19 protein-coding genes are annotated in these 21,432 nt (G+C 31.9%); 16 read left to right on the top strand and 3 right to left on the bottom strand.

Features of this window, described 5'->3' with window-relative positions; all coding sequences use genetic code 11:
* The first annotated feature begins 223 nt into the window (after positions 1–223).
* From B5D14_RS07275 to B5D14_RS07210, 14 genes are all read left to right on the top strand, one after another.
* Complete coding sequence (locus tag B5D14_RS07275) at positions 224–589, top strand: BlaI/MecI/CopY family transcriptional regulator (RefSeq protein ID WP_078711940.1); 366 nt, start codon at positions 224–226, stop codon at positions 587–589.
* A 2-nt stretch (positions 590–591) separates the two neighbouring features.
* The gene (locus tag B5D14_RS07270) at positions 592–2,835 is read left to right on the top strand and encodes a M56 family metallopeptidase (RefSeq protein ID WP_078711939.1); all 2,244 of its coding nucleotides are present in this window, start codon (positions 592–594) and stop codon (positions 2,833–2,835) included.
* 11 nt (positions 2,836–2,846) lie between these two features.
* Positions 2,847–3,626, top strand: coding sequence for a M56 family metallopeptidase (locus tag B5D14_RS07265; protein ID WP_078711938.1), 780 nt, complete (start codon positions 2,847–2,849; stop codon positions 3,624–3,626).
* A gap of 8 nt (positions 3,627–3,634) precedes the next feature.
* On the top strand, positions 3,635–4,663 hold the full coding sequence (locus B5D14_RS07260; protein WP_143254411.1) for a hypothetical protein: 1,029 nt from the start codon (positions 3,635–3,637) through the stop codon (positions 4,661–4,663).
* A gap of 14 nt (positions 4,664–4,677) precedes the next feature.
* The gene (locus B5D14_RS07255) at positions 4,678–5,124 is read left to right on the top strand and encodes a hypothetical protein (RefSeq protein WP_078711936.1); all 447 of its coding nucleotides are present in this window, start codon (positions 4,678–4,680) and stop codon (positions 5,122–5,124) included.
* Positions 5,125–5,136: 12 nt separating this feature from the next.
* The gene (locus tag B5D14_RS07250; RefSeq protein ID WP_143254410.1) at positions 5,137–6,939 is read left to right on the top strand and encodes a M56 family metallopeptidase; all 1,803 of its coding nucleotides are present in this window, start codon (positions 5,137–5,139) and stop codon (positions 6,937–6,939) included.
* Between the two features lie 106 nt (positions 6,940–7,045).
* Positions 7,046–9,214 carry a replication restart helicase PriA gene (priA, locus tag B5D14_RS07245; RefSeq protein WP_078711935.1) on the top strand — a complete coding sequence of 723 codons (2,169 nt, stop codon included), beginning with the start codon at positions 7,046–7,048 and terminating at the stop codon, positions 9,212–9,214.
* A 12-nt stretch (positions 9,215–9,226) separates the two neighbouring features.
* Positions 9,227–10,441, top strand: a complete 1,215-nt coding sequence (gene rsmB / locus B5D14_RS07240; RefSeq protein WP_078711934.1) for a 16S rRNA (cytosine(967)-C(5))-methyltransferase RsmB — start codon at positions 9,227–9,229, stop codon at positions 10,439–10,441.
* A 30-nt stretch (positions 10,442–10,471) separates the two neighbouring features.
* Complete coding sequence (gene rlmN, locus B5D14_RS07235) at positions 10,472–11,506, top strand: dual-specificity RNA methyltransferase RlmN (protein ID WP_078711933.1); 1,035 nt, start codon at positions 10,472–10,474, stop codon at positions 11,504–11,506.
* 7 nt (positions 11,507–11,513) lie between these two features.
* A complete protein-coding gene (locus tag B5D14_RS07230) occupies positions 11,514–12,263 on the top strand; it encodes a Stp1/IreP family PP2C-type Ser/Thr phosphatase (protein WP_078711932.1) in 750 nt (249 codons plus the stop codon).
* Positions 12,260–13,948, top strand: coding sequence for a Stk1 family PASTA domain-containing Ser/Thr kinase (gene pknB, locus B5D14_RS07225; RefSeq protein WP_078711931.1), 1,689 nt, complete (start codon positions 12,260–12,262; stop codon positions 13,946–13,948). The genes B5D14_RS07230 and pknB overlap by 4 nt, the downstream gene beginning before the upstream one ends.
* A 9-nt stretch (positions 13,949–13,957) precedes the next feature.
* Complete coding sequence (rsgA, locus tag B5D14_RS07220) at positions 13,958–14,806, top strand: ribosome small subunit-dependent GTPase A (RefSeq protein ID WP_078711930.1); 849 nt, start codon at positions 13,958–13,960, stop codon at positions 14,804–14,806.
* A gap of 11 nt (positions 14,807–14,817) precedes the next feature.
* On the top strand, positions 14,818–15,462 hold the full coding sequence (gene rpe / locus B5D14_RS07215) for a ribulose-phosphate 3-epimerase (protein WP_078712121.1): 645 nt from the start codon (positions 14,818–14,820) through the stop codon (positions 15,460–15,462).
* Positions 15,456–16,064 (top strand): thiamine diphosphokinase, encoded by a 609-nt coding sequence (locus tag B5D14_RS07210; protein ID WP_078711929.1) that lies wholly within the window; start codon positions 15,456–15,458, stop codon positions 16,062–16,064. The genes rpe and B5D14_RS07210 overlap by 7 nt, the downstream gene beginning before the upstream one ends.
* Before the next feature lie 31 nt (positions 16,065–16,095).
* On the opposite strand, the gene rpmB is transcribed toward B5D14_RS07210, so the two are convergent.
* Positions 16,096–16,290, bottom strand: coding sequence for a 50S ribosomal protein L28 (rpmB, locus tag B5D14_RS07205; RefSeq protein ID WP_078711928.1), 195 nt, complete (start codon positions 16,288–16,290; stop codon positions 16,096–16,098).
* A 186-nt stretch (positions 16,291–16,476) separates the two neighbouring features.
* On the opposite strand from rpmB, the gene B5D14_RS07200 reads away from it, so the two are divergent.
* Positions 16,477–17,733: a cell division protein FtsA gene (locus B5D14_RS07200; protein ID WP_078711927.1), complete on the top strand. Its 1,257-nt coding sequence runs from the start codon at positions 16,477–16,479 to the stop codon at positions 17,731–17,733.
* A gap of 12 nt (positions 17,734–17,745) precedes the next feature.
* Positions 17,746–18,804, top strand: a complete 1,059-nt coding sequence (ftsZ, locus tag B5D14_RS07195) for a cell division protein FtsZ (RefSeq protein ID WP_078711926.1) — start codon at positions 17,746–17,748, stop codon at positions 18,802–18,804.
* A gap of 10 nt (positions 18,805–18,814) precedes the next feature.
* Here the strand turns inward: ftsZ and B5D14_RS07190 are convergent, their stop codons facing one another.
* Together B5D14_RS07190 and B5D14_RS07185 are read right to left on the bottom strand one after the other, a co-directional pair.
* The gene (locus B5D14_RS07190) at positions 18,815–20,059 is read right to left on the bottom strand and encodes a lipid II:glycine glycyltransferase FemX (protein WP_078711925.1); all 1,245 of its coding nucleotides are present in this window, start codon (positions 20,057–20,059) and stop codon (positions 18,815–18,817) included.
* Between the two features lie 114 nt (positions 20,060–20,173).
* Positions 20,174–21,394, bottom strand: coding sequence for a lipid II:glycine glycyltransferase FemX (locus B5D14_RS07185; protein ID WP_078711924.1), 1,221 nt, complete (start codon positions 21,392–21,394; stop codon positions 20,174–20,176).
* Positions 21,395–21,432: the final 38 nt, after the last annotated feature.

The following is a 21,432-nucleotide window of genomic DNA, read 5'->3' as shown; positions in this document are numbered from 1 at the left end:
TTCGCATTAACAGAGATGGACTAGTAATAGATATATATAGCATAATAAAAAACTAAGTATAGGGACTTCTTAGAACTATCGAAATAATGATATTTCCGCTATAAGAGAATAAAAAAATATAAGAAGTAAGTGAGATATGGAATGACTTTAAATTGATTATTGACAATTGTAGATATAACGATATAATGAAATTGACAAATGTAAATATAGGAGAGGCATAACGATGAAAAAATTACCAGAGGCAGAATTAGAAATAATGAATGTATTGTGGCGAGAGGATAGACCATTAAAGACAAGTGAAATTGCAGAGTTTTGCAAACAAAACAATTGGACTATGTCTACGATTCAGGCACTTTTAGCAAGGCTACTTGAAAGAAAATTTGTAACTTTGGAAAAAGATGGAAGAATTAAATACTATCAACCACTTGTTAAGGAAAATGAATATAAATCTCAAGAAACTGTATGGTTTTTAAACAAAGTACATAATAATTCAATGAAAAGTTTAGTTACATCATTAATTGATTCAACAAAACTAACTAAATCAGATATTGATGAACTTGAGGAAATTTTAAAGAAAGCAGGTAAGTAAAAATGGAGAAGGGGATATTAACATTATTTGAAGTATCAGTAACAATGGCTGTGCTTATCATTCTCATGATGCTAACAAAACCTCTAGCAAAGAAAAGATATGCAACTACTGTTCGATATGTTATGTGGTTATTTATTGCCATTCGATTAATCTTACCATTTAACATCTCACTTCCCAACTCCGTAACAATAGAGTTACCCAACCAAAATATAAACTATACCCCAGTATTTAATCCGAATCTTAATAATCAAAGTAATCCAGTTGCTGAAACTAGTTCAGAATATACAAAATATGTTAGTGTTAAAACGGAAGAAGCCAGTGTTAATAAAGAAGTATCTATTTATACAATTCTTTTCATTGTTTGGCTAATTGGATGCAGTACTTCACTTATCCATCAATTAGTTAATTACTTTAAATTTTCTCGTTTGATAAAAAGAAGCCAACAACCTGTAAATGCTCATACGGAATCAATATTTAATTCATTATTTAAAGATGAACGATTGCAAATTATGGAAAGTAAGTGTTTATCCAGTCCATTATTGATTGGACTCATCCATCCTAAGATAGTTTTGAATACATTAGAATTAAGTGATACTCAATTGAAAATGATTTTAAAACATGAAGTCGTTCATTTTCAAAGGCATGATATTTTGTTCAAGTGGTTATTAATGGTCGCAAGTTGTATCCATTGGTTTAATCCATTTGTTTATGTCATGATGCGTGATGCAGATAAAGACATAGAATTCTCTTGTGATGAAATTGTATTGAGAAACAAGAATCTAGAATATCGTAAAGAATATGGATATACAATACTTCAAGTATTACAAAATCAAGCGATTAAAAGTAGTACTGTACTTTCAACTCGTTTTAACCAGGAAAAGAAAACAGTGAAAGAAAGATTATTGAACTTGATTGATATGAAAAAGAAATCAAGTGGTAAGAAAATAGTACTAGTATCATTGATACTTACAATCATTGCTTCTACATTAGTCTCTTGTAGTAAAAGTGTATATAAAGAAACAACCACAGCCATCAATGAATCAGTTACTTTAATCGAAACAGAACAAGAAATGATTTATGAATTTTATGATAATACGTTGACATTAAGCTATCGAAAAGATGGACCCATTGAATTTGCACTTGTAGAAGAAATAACGAATGATAATCTACATGGAATCGAAGAATCAGAAGCAATTGGAAGTCAATTTATTAGTATAGTTGATAGCGAGTCCAAAGAAGAAATTACAAGTTTTATAGTAGCTAAAACATTTGACTATATACAAGATTATGATGGTCTTATTTATGGTGATAACGGAAGTATAAGTAGTTATAAAAGCTACGAAATGACACAAGAAAATGTAGATAAAGTATTTGGAAATATTATATTTAAAGCTCAAGGTGAAGATATTTCACTAAATCGTGCGATAAAAGAAATTGAAAGCTGTGCAGTTATTGTACCTGGAGATAAGGATAATGCGTATATTAGTATTTTATACAGTTACCCAAGTGATTTTCGTACCAAAAATGTTGATTTTAATTTTAGTTTTGATGCTTTAAATACAGTATATGAGCGTGCACCATTCGAACAATATTTTGATTTTGAAGGAGATTTGTTTAAAAAATGTAATTTAAATGCTAATGGAAGAAATGCACAATCTTTAAGGTCATTTGTTACACTAAATGGTGATAGTTTAGAAAAAGTGAAAGAAACAATAGAAAACATGGAATTTGAAATATTTAATCAATTGCATGAGAAACAAAATATTAAAGTTGACAATGTCTATATAGATTCAGAGTTTAATCAACCAAGTGAATTTGAAAAATGGCCAGGATATCCAAATAATCAATATTTAGATTATGTACTTAATGATGAAGGTAAAAGAGTATATCGCTTACAAGGTGATTATGACTTCATAGAAATCATTATTCCAGATGATGTAACTGATAGAATTTTAGTTGGGCAATATGGAAAAAATGGCATATTTGGAGTTTACTTCAAAGGTGTTGAATATCCTGGTAATGATGAAGATATTTATGAATTTATCATATCAAAAGGTTTTAATGAAGGTTATTCGTGTTGTGATTCTGATCACTATGATTCCAATTTAGTAAAAGAATTTTCCAATGGATATAGAATTATTGAAAGTAGGGGTGATATGAGTATCGTTTTAGGTGAGAATGAACGGAATGAATATTATTCACAACAAGAATTCTTAAAGGACAAAATAGAATTTAGAGAAAGATAGAGGGTGCAAACATGGACGAGTTAGTAATGGTTATTTCGGAAATTATGATTACGATGTCAATTGTTATTATTCTTGTCATATTTGTTAGTCCATATTTAAAAAGAAAATATAGTACACGGTTTATTTATTTTCTTTGGGTAGCTGTTGCTATTCGAATTCTGATTCCAATTAATTTCAATATTAGTCATCCAGTTGAAGTGAAATCCATTTATCAAGAACAAAAGTATCCTGTTTATGAAATGTCTGGGGCATATGTAATACCACAGGAAAATGGTAGTGAAATAACAATTATCCCGCAAAATAATTCAACAAATCCAATGTTATTTATATTTGGGGCTTGGATTATCATCGGTTGTAGTTTAATAGGCTATAGTTTTATTACTTACTTCAACTTCTTGAGAAAAGTTAAAAGTCTTAGATTTCATGATAATCAAATTCAGTCATACTTGAATGATATTGTAATTCAGGAAGGTTATCAGCAAATTGAAATTTACGTTGTAGATGAACTTGATTCGCCAATGCTAGTAGGACTATTTCACCCGATGATACTTATTCCTAACATTGAATTAGATGATGAGGCATTGTATATGGTTCTCAAACATGAACTTATTCATTACAAGCGTAAAGATATTCTTGCGAAATGGTTACTTATGCTATGTAGAAGTATTTATTGGTTTAATCCGTTATTGTGGTATATGAACAAAAGAGCGTGCAATGATATGGAAATATCATGTGATGAAATGTTATTGAATAATACAACAATCGAATATAGAAAAAAAATGGAGAGGTGATGTTAAGTATGATTAAAAGAAAATCGATTAATAATCAAAGCTCATTAACTACTGAGTTTAGTACAAGAAGATCAGGATTAAATGAAAGATTCAATAAACTTTTCGACATTACAAATAAGAAATCAGATTCAAAAATATTTATCATTTCATTATTGACGATTTTACTATCATCTACACTTGTATCCTGCACAGTAAATAGTAATTTAGTTTTGAATAAAGTTCCTAATCGAAAGATTGATATCGTTTCTGTAGAGGATGGAGTAGAATATATTTTTCAAATTTATACGAAAGAAATAAAAATTAAGTTACTTGATAATTCGCCTGTATCATTTGATACACCTTGGGTTGTTCAAGAAGATAGTAAGCCCTATATTAAGGGAGATATTGTTATTCCTGTTTTAGATTCGAGTTCAAAGGAAGTAGTTAACGAGATTGTTTTCCCAAAATCAGATGTGTCCAATTATGAGAACTACACGCCAATTTATAGTGATTATAATCAGGGTATAACTTTACTACTTAAAACGACTTCAACTCAAATCAACCAACAACTAAAAGATTCTATGATTATCAACGATCTAACGGATAATGAGTTGTTGTCAAAGATTAACGTATGTATCGTTTTAACTGATGTAAATCAAGAGTTTGCGGATATAAGAGTTTATACTTCTTCAATCTATCCTTACACTTATACAAATATCTCGAAGAATTTAGAGAGTAGAGGATTAACTAGTTATGTGTTTGATGATAGTGAAGAAACGATGAAAATCGTTTTTGGTGATCAAAAATCCCATATGAAGTTTATGAAAATGTTCTCTTTAGATGATCCTGGTACAAGCTATCAAAGTACAGTTAGTGCAATCTACAAGAATGGACATTCCATTGATGAAATAAAATCAATGATTGTGGCACAAGAGTATAGTTTGTTAGGTCCATTTGATATTTTAATTGAGGGTGTTACCATTAATGAAATTCACATTAATGATGATAAAAGTATGCTTCCTGAAAAATATTTGAATTATTTGGATGAAGTGCAATAGATTAAGAGGAGTTTATGAGAATAAGAAACATATTTATTTGTGTTATTACTTTGCTATTACTTACTGGCTGTACAAAAGAAAAATATGTAACCGAAGTATTTAGTGATAATTTGAAAATGAGAACATACAATGATAGAGTTGTATATGACTTCAATGAGAGTGAAGTGGTGATTACGATAAGAAATGATGATTCAATTCATTTAGATAATATCCTTGAAATATCGGAGTACAATGAAAATAGCATGTTTACATTGGCACAAGCGGGTGATTTAGTACTCTTTATTATTGATGACGAGGATAAATCCTTAGGAGCTAATGTAACAATTACCAAACAAGAACTTCCAAAATATCATGAGTTGTATAAAGAGGTTGGAGAATATAAAATAGGGTATATGACACTTCCAGGGACAGATCAAAGAAGAAGTGATTTATTGGATAGATTAGATATCAAGATTAAATAGTTGGAGAAATTTATGGAAAGTATGGTAAAGATGATTTTAGAGGTTATGCTTACAATGTCACTATGCATTGTAGTTTTAAGTGTAATTAAAAAAATTACGAAAAATAAATATGGATTTAATGTTAGATATTTATTGTGGTATGCTATCGCAATACGTTTAATCATACCATTCAATTTTTCTTTACCTACTTCCATTAAAATTGAACAACCCAATTTACCAGTAATCTATATTGGTGAAACAAATGAATTTAATCAAGTTAAATTAGATAATAGGATTTCTACAAAATATGAAGTTGTTAATTCTTTTGAAGATGCGGATACATTAGCGAAAAGTGGGAGAGAAATTAGCTTTATTGAAATTGGTTTAATCATTAGCTTAATTATTTCTGGATTATTAATTATAATTCGAATAGGGACGTATTATTATGATATAAAGAAGTTGAAGAGAAATTATAAAAAACCAAGCATAGCGTTGATAAATTTGTTCAATAATCTACAAGACTCTATGGGGATTAAGAAAAGAATTCCTATCTATGTGATTGAAAACTTAGGCACACCAATGCTAGTAGGAATAATAAAGCCATTTGTTGTAATTCCTAATATTCCATTGACACATGATCAGGTCGCAATGATTTGTATGCATGAGTTAATGCATTATAAAAGAAAAGATGTTCTATTCAAATGGATTCTTATGTTTGTTCGTTCGCTTTACTGGTTTAATCCAGTTATGATTTTATTGTATAAGGAAGCGGATAAAGATATAGAATTATCATGTGATGAAATGATACTTAGAGAAAAATCATTGGAATATAGAAAAGAATATGGATTCACGATATTGGATGTATTAAAGAATCAAAATGAAAAGTTTAATATGTCATTGACGACAAATTTCAATTCGAATAAGTTTGTAGTAAAAGAGAGAATCGTGGGTTTGCTTAATACAAATGTAAAGAAACTTAGTAGAAATTTCATTGTGGGTACAATTGGTATCGTATTAATAAGTTCAATGTTAGTTTCGTGCTCAAGTTCAGGAATTAAGAATAACGTTGCGAATCGTAAAATAGATCGATTGGACACAACGGAGGGAACAGAGTATTATTTTACAATTTATAATCAAGAATTTGGAGTAAAAGTATTAAATGAAGCACCATTTAAAATGAGTAAACCAGAAATCATTCAAGAAGATGGTGGTAAATATCTAAAAGGTGATATTGCATTTAGTTTTGTGGATAAAACATCAGGTGAGATTTTGATGGATCTTATTTATTCGACCAATGATCATTACGAAATAACAAGGGAATATGCAAATGGTCAAAAGAAACTGTATTCATTTAATTATCAAAGTGAGAATGTTAATGAAATCGTTCAAGATTATGTTATATTGCATGATGAGATGTATCTAACAGAGGATGTATACAACACTTCACTTAATTCTTGTGCTTTGATTCGTCGTTATGGTGAGGATTTAATTTATCTTGAGTATTATACCCAAAATAAGCTTGAACAAAATATGGATAATGTCCACGTTGATATTCCCTTAAATAATATTCCTCTAGATACAACACCCGATGATCGCAGTGGATCAAACAATGTGGTATATCAAGAATGTGATACAATGACGAATCAAAATAGTGGTATAAGTGGAAGTGTTTATTTATATGATCGAGAGGATGAGAATAATATTCTACAAACGATTAAAGGAACTCGTGTTCAACCAGTAGGACCATTTGGGAAAATATATGATGGTTTCTACTTTGATGATATTATTGTGGTTGATGAATATCTTCAAGTAGTTGATAAAATATCAAATAAGTGAGATTACATAGTTATGGTTGTGCCAAGGATGAACTAAGAGTTCATCCTTTTCTTTTTCTTATCAAATGTGAGGCTCTATGTTAAAATTATGAAACAGGAGGGAAGCTATGAATCTAATCGAATGTTGGATTGAACATCCATTATTACAACTTGATAAAACATATTCTTATGTGACAGATGATGATTCAATTGTCCCTGGTGTAAGAGTACTTATCAATTTTAATCATAAAGAGATAATAGGGTTTGTGGAATCGGTAACACCTTATGAATCACTAGAAGAAATAAATAAAAGTAAAGGGTTTGAATGTAAACCTATTTTAAGTGTGTTGGATGAAGAGTCATATTTAACACCAGAATTAGTAAGTCTTGCGAAATGGATGGCAAAAGATACCGTTTCACCTACAATTAGTTGTTTTAAAACAATGCTTCCATCAAAAGTAAAGCCAACATCAAATAATCAAGCGATTAAAATGGAAAGATGGTTACAAGTTAGTCACCTTGAAGTCTTGTTGACACCGAAGCAACTTGAAGTCTATGAGTATGTTTCAAGTCATGAGTGGGTTCGATACAGTGAGGCAAGAGAAAAGTTTGGAGTGCATGTTAAGAACTGTGTTGATAAAGGGGCATTACTTGAAATAGAGAAAGAAGCCAATGCAACACTAAGTGATAACCAAGAACTAAGTCCTAATTTGGATTTATCCAAGTGCCAACAAGAAGCCATTGATAAAATTAGAAATGCAGATAAGAATGTGATTTTGCTTCATGGATTAACAGGTAGTGGAAAGACGGAGATTTATTTACAACTTGCTCAAGATGTATGTACAGAAGGAAAACAAGTTTTATTTTTAGTTCCAGAAATAAGTCTTACACCACAAATGGTTAATCGTGTTAAAAGTCGTTTTGGAAGCCATGTTGCGATTTATCACTCTGGCTTAAATCCACAAGAAAAGTATGAGCAGTATAAATTGGTTAAAGAAGGGGTAGTTAATGTCGTAGTAGGTACTCGTTCTGCTGTATTTATGCCTTTTCAAAATTTAGGGCTAATCATCCTTGATGAAGAACATGATTCATCCTATAAACAGGATAATACACCACAATATCATTGCCGAGATATTGCGATTCACCGTGCAAACACATATGGCTGTAAAGTCATTTTAGGAAGTGCTACACCTTCTTTAGAATCTTATGCAAGAGCGATGAAGGGTGTTTATCAACTTGTAAAGATGGATCAAAGAATTAATGAAACATTACCAAAGGTTCATTGTGTAAACTTAAAAGAAACAGTAAAAAAAGGTGAGTCTTACATTTTGAGTAATTTCTTACAGGATAAAATTGAAGCATGTTTAAACCGTAAAGAACAAGTTATCTTACTACTAAATCGTAGAGGTTATAGTACAACGCTTCGTTGTAATGCTTGCCAAGAAGTCATCATGTGTCCTCATTGTGATTTAGCAATGTCATATCATGCAAGTGATAAAACATTAAAATGTCACACATGTGGTGAAGTAATTCGTCATATCCAAAGTTGTCCAGCATGCAAATCAAATGCCGGATTTTCAACATTTGGTTTTGGTACGCAACGATTGGAAGAAGAACTACAACATCGTTTTCCAACTAGTCGCATCATAAGGATGGATGCAGATACAACCTCAAAGAAAAATAGTCATGAGAATTTATTAAAACAGTTTGAAGAGGGTAAAGCAGATATATTAGTCGGTACACAGATGATTGCGAAAGGATTGGATTATCCTCGTGTAACACTTGTTGGTGTACTCAATGCAGATGCTGGCTTAAGTAGAACGGATTATCGTAGTATTGAAACTACGTTTGATTTGATTGTCCAAGCATCAGGAAGAAGTGGAAGAAGCGACTTACCAGGAGAAGTTGTGCTGCAGGTATTTGATGAAGAACATTACGCGATTCAAACAGCGATTAAGCAGGATTATGACTCATTTTTTCAACATGAAATGAAATTTAGACATGCAGGAGGATATCCTCCATATAACTATATGATTTCAATTTTAGTTCAAGATAAAAACACAGAAAAAGCAAAACGAGTTGCCAAAGAGATTCGTGATGAGTTAAATGGTGATTATAAAATACTTGGACCTTCTACTTTATTAAAACTGAAGGATACCTACCGTTATCGCGTTCTAATTAAAGGAAAAGATTTAGAGATGATGAAAGAAAGTGTTCGTCTTGTCGTAAGAAAGAAAAGCTCAGTTAGTGGATGTCCAACGATTAAAGTTGATGTGAATCCAATGATTTTAGAATAGAGGAGATACAACATGAATGCACGATTTGTAGCGTATGATTGCTTATGCAAGATTATACTTGAGGGTCAATATGCAAATTTAATGATGCGTAAAGCACTAGATAAAGTAAGTGATAAAGATAAAGGATTAGTTACTCAAATTGTTTATGGTACACTACGTAATTATCGTTTGTGTCGCTATCAATGGAATGATTTGGTAGATAAGCCTTGTTCAAAGCAAATAGCAATTCTTCTTGATATGAGTGTGTATCAGTTGTTTTTTATGGATAAAGTACCGACTTATGCGATTATTAATGAAGCGGTAGATTGTGCACCAAACTCAAACAAAGGTTTTGTAAATGCAATACTTAGAAAAGTTGAAGCAAGAGGCAAGATGCATTCAGATGATATTGGGATACAAACAAGCCATCCAGAGTGGTTGATTAATTTGTGGAAAGCACATTATGGTCAAGAAAAGATGTTAGAGATTATTGAAGGAAATAACTTGGATGCACAGGTTGTAGGTAGAATTAATACACTAAAAAGTTCTAAAGAAGAACTAGAAAAAATAGAAGGAATTCATTTTTTAGATGAACTTGCTTTTGTAGCTGATTTCAATCTTGTTCAAAGTGAAATATTTCAAGAAGGCAAAATTGTCATTCAAGATGAATCAAGTCAACAAGTTGTAAAGATAATGAATTTAAAAGAAGAATCAAGAGTTTTAGATTGCTGTAGTGCGCCTGGAACAAAAACTTCACAAATCGCAATGATGCTAAATAATACAGGTGAAATCATTGCGAATGAATTGCATGAGCATCGAGCAAAGTTAGTAAGTGAAGCAATGGATAAACTGGGTGTAACAAACACAAAAGTAATTAATGAAGATGCAATTTTACTAAATACAATTCTTGAGCAGGAATCATTTGATGCTATTTTAGTGGATGCACCTTGTTCAGGACTAGGTGTATTACGTCGTAAACCTGAAATTAAAATGAAAATACAACCAGAAAATATTGATGAAATTGTTGAACTTCAGAAGAATATTCTAAATTCTGTACAGTCACTCTTGAAGAATGAGGGTGTTTTAGTTTATAGTACATGTACAATTAATAAGAAAGAAAACGAAAAACAGATTCAAAATTTTATAAACAGTCATCCAGAATACGAATTATGTTATGAAAATACTATTTTTCCTATAGATTCGACAAAAGATGGCTTCTATATGGCGAAGTTGTTAAAAAAAGGGTAATTTGTGGTAAAATAGTACAGTGGTGAAAAAATGAAGACAATATATGATTATAGTTATGCCGAACTAGAGGCTTTGTTTCTAGGTTGGGGTTGGAAAAAATTTAGAGCGGATCAATGCTTTCAATGGCTTTATCGCAAGCGCGTTTCAAGTTTTAATGAGATGAGTGATATGAGCAAAGAAGCAATTGAAAAGTTGTCAAATGAATATTGTATTAATCCACTTGAATTAGTAGATAAACAAGTTGCAAAAGATCAAACTGCAAAGTATTTATTTAAACTACAAGATGGATCCTTAATAGAAACTGTGTTAATGCATTATGAGTTTGGAGAAAGTATTTGTGTTACATCACAAGTTGGATGTAATATGGGGTGCAAGTTTTGTGCATCAGGATTATTGAAGAAGCAACGTGACTTAACAAGTGGTGAAATTGTTGCACAAATACTGTATGTACAAAAAGAGTTAGATAAAGAAGAAAAAAGAATATCAAACTTGGTTATCATGGGAACAGGAGAACCATTTGATAATTATGACAATGTCATGAATTTCTGTAGGACAATTAATCATGATAAAGGATTAGCTTTGGGTGCTCGTCACATTACAATAAGTACTTGTGGCATTGTACCAATGATTGAAAAGTTCTCTAAAGAACATGTACAATACAATTTAGCAATTTCATTGCATGCACCAACGGATGAATTGCGTGATCAAATTATGCCGATTAATCATGCTTATCCATTGAATCAACTCATGGCAGCATTACGAAAATATAGCGAAGAAAACAATCGTCGTTTAACTTTTGAATATGTTCTACTAAAAGGTGTTAATGATTCAGATCAAGATGCAAGAAATCTTGCGAATTTGATTCGAGGTATGAATGCCTATGTTAATTTAATTCCATACAATCAAGTAGATGAGCATGGTTACAAGACATGTGATTCTAAATCAGCTTTACGCTTTTATGATTGTTTGATGAAGAATAAGGTTAAAGCTACTTTGCGTGCCAAACATGGCGATGATATTGATGCGGCTTGTGGTCAATTAAGAGCAAAACACGAAAGGGGATAGTTTCTCAATGCGTTATTATGGAGTAACTGATAAGGGACTCATCCGAAAAACAAATCAAGATAATTATGTCATCGCTTCAAATGAAGTAGGTGACGTTTTCGCTATTGTTTGTGATGGTATTGGTGGAGGTCGTGCTGGTGATGTTGCTTCCAAGATTGCGATTGACTATTTCTCTGAAGTTTTTAGTGAGAATGCTGGTTTTAAAGATGAAGAGGATGCAATACGTTGGATTCGATTCCATTTGTTAAAGGCAAATGATATTATTTTTACTAAATCAACAACTTCCAATGTTTATCGTGGTATGGGAACAACATTTGTAGGGGTTCTTATTTGTAAAGTAGGTCGTTTTGTTGTGAATATAGGAGATAGCCGTGTTTATTGCACCTATCCAGATGGACGATTTATACCAATTACAAAAGATCATACACTCGTCAATGATTTGGTTAAAACAGGAGAAATTAGTATTGAAGAAGCAGAATTTCATCCAAAGAAGAATGTTTTAACAAACGCATTGGGTGTTTGGGATAATGTGAGAATCGATATTGATCCACATCCCGAAAGAATCAATTCATTCCTTATTTGTAGTGATGGATTGTATGGCTATGTGGAACATGAAGTGATACAAAAAATTATGATGAGTAAAGAATTAAGTACAACATTAAAAGTAAGAAACCTCCTTAATAAGTCTTTAAAAGTAGGGGGCTATGATAATGTAACAATTATTTTGATAGAACTGGAGGCGAATGACAACCGATGAATGAAACTATAGCAAATCGATATATACTAACAAAACACATTGGACAAGGTGGAATGGCTGATGTGTATGTTGCGGTTGATATTATCCTAAATCGTGAAGTAGCAATAAAAATACTTCGTGGAGAACTCAGTAGTGATCCAGTCAATTTATTGCGTTTTCAACGTGAAGCAAGTGCCTCAACGGCTCTAACACATCCCAATATTGTAGATATCTATGATGTAGGCGAAGAAAATGGCAAACATTTTATCGTTATGGAGTACATTAGAGGAAAGACATTAAAACAATTAATTAATCAACGTGGTGCTTTGTGCAAAGAAGAAGCAATCGATATCATGAAGCAATTAATTAGTGCAACTGCGGAAGCACATCGTAAGGGGATTATCCATCGCGATATTAAATCTCAAAACGTAATTGTTAAAGCAGATGGAACAATTAAGATGTTGGACTTTGGTATTGCCTTAGCACAAGGTTCACTACAACTTACACAATCTGATTCTGTTATGGGTTCAGTGCATTATTTGGCACCAGAATTAGCCCGTGGAGAATCAGCAACCAACCAAAGTGATATTTATTCATTGGGTATTGTTTTCTTTGAATTATTAACGGGAGAATTACCATTTCAAGCAGATGCACCAGTGCAAGTTGCATTAAAGCACATGCGCAATGAAATTCCTTCGGTAAGAGAATTTAATCCATCTCTACCACAATCAATTGAAAACATTATTATAAAATCAACTGTAAAAAATAAAGCGTACCGTTATCAATCTTGTTTAGAAATGTTAAATGATTTAAATCAATGTTTGTTGCCAACTCATGCAAATGATAAAAAGCTTGTGTTTACATCAAAAGCAAATGACAATAAAACGGTTATGTTTAATCAAATTGAAGAACAAGATGCACCAAAGACAAAAAAGAAAAAGGTGCCTGTAAAACAGAAAAAATCAATTCTTCCTAAGGTAATTACAGCGTTAATTCTAATACTTACTGTAGGAGTTGGATATATGTTAATTTCTTTATCGGGAATTTTAGATCCAATAACACGACGATATGAAGTACCTAATATTATTGGTCTAACCATTACAGAAGCAAAAGATGTATGTACAGAGAACAATGTAATGTTAGATACATCCAATGTTACTTATAAATTAACTGAGAATACACCAAAGGGACAGATTGTTGAAGTTAATCCAATGGTAGGAACTAATGTGGATAAAGGATCACGAATTCAAGTAACAGTTTCAAGTGGTATTGGTATAAAAATGAAAGATTATACTGGTTCTAATCAAAAAGAAGCAAAAGCAGAATTAAGCCAATATAAGAATATGAGAATTTACACTGTTTCTGAAGAAAATCCAGATGTACCTGCAGGTCAAATTATTCGCCAAGAATTGTTATTGCCGAATACTGAATTTAATCCAGAAGCAGCAACTGAGGTGCGATTAGTTTATTCAAGTTATCCAAGTATTGTGATTCCTCATTCAATTAAAGGAATGCCAATTGAAGATGCCAAATATGCACTAGAAGAACTTGGTGCTGATGTAAGATTAAGTACAATGGATACAAGTAGTATGAGTGATGAAGAAAGAGCAAACTTATCATGGGGTGTGGTGATAGATACATCACCTGCACTAGGTAGTGCTTATACTCAAGAAGAAGGAAGTTATATTATTCTTTACTATTATTAAGGAGGCTCGATGAAAGCTAGAATTATTAAAATAATTTCTAATCAATATACTGTTTTAACTGAAGATAAGACGCGTTTATTGTGTGTTGCAATGGGAAAAGTTCGACTACAAACAACGCCTTTTGTTGGTGATTTAGTTGAAATAGAAAGATATGGCGATAAAGTAGGCATTGAAAAAATTCTTGAAAGAAAGAATGTTTTAGTGCGTCCTGCTATTGCAAATGTTGATCAAGCGATTATTGTAATGTCTAGTAAAGATCCAGACTTTAGTACCACACTGGTGGATCGATTATCTTTCTTGATACAAATTGCAAACATTCAACCCATTTTATGTATTACAAAAATGGATTTAGTAAAACAAAATGATGAGTTATACAAAATAATTGATGATTATATAAAATCAGGTTATACATGTTTACTTTGTGGTAAAGACAGTGTAGATGACGAGCTTGCATCTGTTTTGTGTGATAAAATAACAGTATTAACAGGACAAAGTGGAGTAGGAAAGTCAACTTTACTCAACTCATTAGATCCAAGTTTTGAACTAAGAACCCAAGAGACATCAAAAGCACTTGGACGAGGAAAACATACAACACGTCATACCGAGCTTCATGAGGTAGCTGGTGGATGGGTTGCTGATACACCTGGGTTTTCATCTCTTGACTTTACAAAGACAACACCAATTGAGTGTGCAAATTCATTGTTTGAATTTAAGCCTTATATTGGTAAATGCAAGTTTAGAGATTGCATTCATGTAAATGAACCTGGATGTGCAATTAAAGAGGCGGTAGAGAAGCAGGAAGTATCAAAGATAAGATATGAGAACTACCTACAATGTTTACCACTTATGAAAAAATAGGAGGAGAAAATATGATTATTTCACCATCAGTATTATCATTGGATTTTACAAAAATAAATGAACAAACAAATGCATTAAATGAGTCAAAAGCAGAGTGGTTACATTTTGATGTCATGGATGGCCATTTTGTACCAAATCTAACTTTTGGGCCAGATATATTAAAGGCATTTAGAAAATTAAGTCCACTTTTTTTAGATGTGCATATCATGGTAAGTGATCCATTATTTTTCTCTGATGTTTTTATTGATGCAGGTGCTGAGATGATTACATATCACTATGAAGTGTGTAAAGATGTTGAGGAATGCTTACGCATCGCACACCATATTCATGAGCGTGGTGTTAAAGCAGGGATTAGTATTAAGCCCAATACAGATGTTCAAGTTTTAAAAGAAATCGTAGGGGAATTTGATTTAGTACTTGTTATGTCAGTTGAACCTGGATTTGGTGGACAATCATTTATGATGAGTGCAATTGATAAAATCAAAGCATTAAAGCAAATCATTGTAGAAAACAACTACAGTACATTAATTCAAGTGGATGGTGGTATTAATCAAGATACTGCAAATCTATGCAAAGAAGCAGGTGTTGATGTTTTAGTTGCAGGAAGTTACGTATTTAAAAATGATATTGAGAAAGCTGTAGCAAGTTTATGTTAAGCAAAGCAATTTTGGTTGCGAATATTAAAACTGAAATAAAGCAAGAAGAAGCAGATTATATTGGTATTGATAAAGGTGCACTTCATTTGGCAAAATTAAACATTCCCATGGTTGTAGCTATAGGTGATTTTGATTCTATTATGGAAGAAGAAAAACATCTGGTTTATAAAATGAGTAATGAAGTAATACAGCTAAAACCAATGAAAGATTTTAGTGACAGTCAAGCAGCAATTGAAGAATGTAAAAAAAGAGGATATCAAGAAATAATTTTCTATGGTGGTTTAGGTAAACGATATGATCATCATTATGTAAATGTTGGTTTACTTATGAATGAAGAATTAAATTTAAAATTAATTGATGAGTGTAACCTTATGTTTGTATTAAACAAAGGAGAACACGTTGTAGAAAAGAAGGGTTATCGATATTTATCATTATTTGCAATTGAAGATGCAGTTGTTACCTTTAGTGATGTGAAGTATCCTCTGCATGAGTATTTTATGAGTACAAAAAATCTCATCGGGCTATCCAATGAGATTGAAGGTGAAGTAGCGAAGATAGTTGTTCATTCAGGAAAATTATTGTGTATGCAAACAAATGATTAATAACAAACAAAAAAAGAGTCGTTAGACTCTTTTATTTTGCTGCTTGTTCAGCTTTTAAAGTTTTTAATGCACGAGCGGAAATACGGATTCTTTGTGGTTTCCCATCAATCATCACTCTAACTTTTTGTAAATTTACATTCCATTTACGACGAGTTGCACGTAATGAATGTGAACGTCTATTTCCTGATAATGCTTTTTTACCGGATACGGCACAAACTCTTGACATACCGTAGACCCCCTCTCTAATTTTCGTAATTCGCTTGTAAACTATAACATATCTATTATTTCTTTGCAAGTCCCTGAACAATAATTTCTTGTGAAAATTAGTGAATTTATTGACTATTCTCTTTTTATAATAGAATAAATGTGTTATTATAACATTGTGAATTTGAAAAGGGGGTCTTCTAAGGACATGGACAAACAAATCTTTGCTGCCCTAGAAATAGCAGATCACGAAATTAGGTTAATTTTAGGTGAATTTTTTAATACTCGCTTTAATATAATCAAGGTCGAAAGAGTTCCAGCATTTGGGATAAGCAATAACAGAATAACTGATTCAGAAGCAATTCAAGAATCAATTAAGAAAGCGGTTGATAATGCTGCTCGTACAGTAGGAGCAAAAATTGAGCGCGTTTTGTTGTGTATTCCTTCAGTTAATATGCATCGTTATCCACTAAAAGTGAATACGAAGGTAGAATCAATTGATAATGTTGTTACAATTCAAGACATTCGTCGATCAGTTAAGAAAGCTATGGCTACAAAAATAGATGATTCATTAGCAATGATTCAAGCAGTATGTGTAAAATATACGTGCAATGGTATTTCAACAAGACGTATGCCTTTAAATGAAAAATGTACTGATTTAACAGTAGATATTGATTTGTTATGTGTTGATCGTGAGGTTGCATTTGATTATGTTCGTTGTGTTGAGGAAGCAGGATTAAATGTCATGGATATTTATCTTGATACTTACGCTATAGCGAAAGAAGCAGCTCTCTTTGAACAAACAATGGATCAAAATGTAATTATTATAAAATTAGAGAGACAATCAACAACATTGGGATTGCTTACTAAGGGTAAACTTGTAAATAGTGATATCTTTGATCAAGGATTGGATCAATGGATTGAATCAATTAATGAAAAATTTGATTTACCTATAGATACGCTTTCTCGTTTATTAAAATACAATGCTCGTTTGGATGAAACGAGTTATACAAATTCTCCAATCTATATTTGGGCAAATCATGGTGAAACCTTTACAATGTCTGAAAAAGAATTGTGTGGTTGCATTGAACCAAATGTAAGAAAATGGTTAGCTGATATGAAAGCAATTTGTCTTCCTATCTTGAATTCAAATAAAACGACTGTTATGATTACGGGTGAGGGTGGAGAACTACAAGGTTTATCAACATTATTATCAAAAGAATTAGGTGTTGATGTGAAAAATTATACCCCAGAAACATTGGGTGTACGTTATAGTGGTTTATCAACTTGCTTAGGTTTATTCTTTGCATATAAAGATCAACTTCCAATAAATGGACAGAATGAAAATAGTATTGATATGGAACAATTTAGCAAGACGGTTCAATATAAAGAACAAAATCCTGATTCAGAAGAAGAATCAATTACAAAACGTTTGAAAGGTATGCTTTTTGAAGCAAGAAAGTAAGAGGAATAAGAGATGGCAGATTTAGCTTATAATCAAGTTGCAAAAATTAAAGTATTTGGTATTGGTGGTGCAGGGAATAATGCGGTAAACCGTATGGTTCAAGAAGGAGTTCAAGGCGTTGAGTTCTTTATTGCAAACACTGATCTTCAAGTATTGGAAGTTTCGCCTGTTGAAAATAAAATTGTATTAGGTAAAGATGGTTTAGGAGCTGGTGGAAATCCTCTTAATGGACGTAAAGCAGCAGAAGAAAGCCAAGAAGACATCAAGAAAGCAATGGAAGGCGCTGATATGATTTTCCTTACTGCTGGACTTGGTGGAGGAACTGGTACTGGAGCTGCTCCATTATTTGCAAAAGTTGCAAAAGAAATGGGTGCTTTAACTGTGGGTATCGTTACAAAGCCTTTTAGTTTTGAAGGTAAACGTCGTATGATTCAAGCTGAAGAAGGTCTTGAACAATTAAAAGAATACGTAGATAGTTTAATCATCGTATCAAACAATAGAGTATTAGAAGTTATTGGACATATTCCATTTGAAGAAGCATTTAAAGAAGCAGACAATGTACTTCGTCAAGGGGTACAAACAATTACTGACTTAATTGCTGTTCCAGCATTAATGAACTTAGACTTTGCAGATGTTCGTTCAATTATGGAAGGTCAAGGATCTGCATTAATTGGTATTGGTATGTCTCAAGGCGATAACAAAGCACAAGAGGCTGCTCAAAAAGCAATCCAATCACCATTATTGGAAGCACAAATTACTGGTGCTAAGAATGCAATTGTTAATGTTACTGGTGGTGCATCAATTTCTGTATATGATGCAAGTGAAGCTGTTGAATTTATTCGTGAAGCTGCAGGAAATGATATTGATATCATCTTCGGGGTAGCAATCAATGAAAAAATTGGTGATGCAATCATCGTTACTGTCATTGCAACAGGATTTGATTTGCCAAAAGCAAAAATACCTACACAAGGTAAACCTGTAACACAAGCAAATTATGCACGTGACTATGAAGAAGAAGTCATCGTGGAAGAAGAAGATAACCAAATTCCTGGTTTCTTCAAATTACGTTAATAAAAACTCCTCATTGAAGAGGAGTTTTTTTTATTCTACATTTGATTGCATAGAATTTATTTTTTAATCTTTTTATTAACTTCTTTTTCTTGAAATAGTTCTGAAAACGTTTTTCGTTAATTATGTAATCAAATTCGCCTAAATACTCAACAAAGCGGGGACCAAAACTACTTTTATATTCATATAAACCATAATAGGGGTCGGACTTGTTGGTGCAACCAGAGAAACCAACCATGTCGTAAGCTTTAACACCATGATTCTTCATATCTTCTATCGCAAACATATGCAATGAATCGGAAGAATGGATAGTTGGAAAATTTTTATTGTTATAAGTGTATAAATTCCAACACTTTGATTCCACACGAACAAACATACCTGCCGCTACCACCACAGTTTCGCCAAATTTGTTCAACCAGATTCGTGCTTCTTTCTGTTTTTCCCTTTTGAAGTATGCAGCTTTTAAATCTGTTTTATATTTTTTTGTTTGAAGCAAGTGATCGATGTTTTCGATGTAGTGTTTGATATTGAACTCAGTGACATAATAAACAATAGAATCTTTCAAGTTATCCATGAGTTCTTCAAAATGAGAAAGTGGCTTTGGTTTAAATCCCTTTTGAATGGATAATTGTTTTTCAAAAAGTGCGATATAAATTAAATCACTTCTAGTTCCAATCTTTGTTGATAAACCTTGATTTGATAAATTATTTACTCTTGCTTTTCGTGGTTTATCAAAGCTAGACTTTATATCCTCGAGTGATTTATCAATATCAATAACCAGCGTAAATCGATTCACCCAACTACCATTATAGGCGTAACCATATCCTTTATGTTTAAAACCTTCTTCAAGGAAATAGTCCGTCACAAATTCATTATTGAAACCATCATCAAGATCATTTCCTAATAAATCATGATGTTTTCTTTCAACATTTAAATCAATACGTACAAAATCGATTTCACATGTATGTGCATATTCTTTAATTTTTTGTAAAAAGAAACGGGTAACAAGTTCACTGTTGTAATCAGTGCACAATCCCCAAGGACAATAGAAATAAGAGATATCTTTTTCTTGTTTTTCCAGTAGCAATGCAGTTGCAATCAGTGTATGATGTTCTTGTAAGCCCACATAATGAATAATTGCTCCTTCAGTTTGTGACTTGTATTTAGCCCATGATGATAATTTCATATAATGGCTATAAGGGTGATGACTTACAAAGGTATCAAATTGATCGCATTGAATATGTGTAAGAAATTCCATAGTTTAGTGACCTCTCTGTATATAGTCTACACACGTAGACCAAGAGTGTCAATAGTTTTAGACTTTTTTTATATACAATAAAAAACAACTCTGTGTCATATGACGAGGAGTTGTTTATTTTTTCTTATTCAAAATGGAATTTAATTTTCGTTTTACTTTACTAACAAGACGATATTGCTTAATGAAATTTGTGTAATCTTTATTTGATGCAACATAATCGAATTCACCTATGTATTCAGTAAAGTTACTACCAAATGATTTCTTATAACTATATAGACCATAATAGGGATCATTTTTATCAGTAGATCCAGAAAATCCACACATATCATAATGGACTACACCTAGATTCTTCATATCTTGCATAGCGAACAAATGCAAATTATCAACGGGTTTTACGAAACCAAAGGCTTTCTTGTTGTAAGTATATAAATCATAGGATTTATTTCCAACATAAAGAAATAAGCCTGCAGCGATTTTTACTACATCGCCATATTGTTTTTGTAGAAGAATGGCTTCTTGGTATTCTTTTTGTTTTGAAGTTAGAGCTTCTTTGTCTTTTGCATATTTCTTAGAGTGTATTTCATCATCTAAACCTTGTATCATTTGTTTTAAGTTGATTTCAGTAATATAGAATCTTGCATGATCTTGATATGATGTTATGATTTTTTGAAAATATGATTTTGGATGAGGTTTGAATCCTTGAATTTCAGCAAGTTCTTTTTCAAATTCACATAGTGAGTCTAACTCATCGATTGTACCCACTCTTGTACTGACTCCAATGATTTGATGACGTTTTAAAGCGGTTTGACGAGGTTTTGCATAGGTTAGGACTAATTCATCATAGGGTATAGAAATGTCTTTAATTAGCGTGTAACGATTTGTCCAACTGCCATTATAGGCATAACCATATCCTTTATGCTTAAATCCATTTTCTAATAGGATCTGTGTAATGTGTTCGTTATTTACTCCATCAATCATATTGCCATCAATATCTCTACTAACACGAACGACATTAAAATCAATTCGAAGCATAAAACATTTTTCATTGAGAGTAAATTTTTTAAGTAAGTTTAGTGCTTCTTGGAGTTCTTTTTGATTTGTATAATCCAAACAGGGTCCCCATGGGATATAGAGGTATGTTTTATTTAACCATTTCTTCTTTAATACTAATGCAGTTCCAATAAGTTCATCATCTTCATAAAATCCAACATAAAAAGGTTTTGTATTGGTATCACAAGTCTTAGCCCACATGGATGTATTCATATAATGAGAAAACTCATGATTTTTTACAAATTCATCAAAATCAGATATTTTACAATTTGAATTTAAGTACATAAACAACCAACCTTTCTTGATTATTATAGCACAAAGTG

Origin of the sequence: Anaerorhabdus furcosa, from assembly GCF_900167375.1 — a bacterium.
GTDB classification, from domain to species: domain Bacteria; phylum Bacillota_I; class Bacilli_A; order Erysipelotrichales; family Erysipelotrichaceae; genus Anaerorhabdus; species Anaerorhabdus furcosa.
The sequence above is the reverse complement of the archived record's forward strand: the minus strand, read 5'-3'. Positions and strand labels throughout refer to the sequence as shown.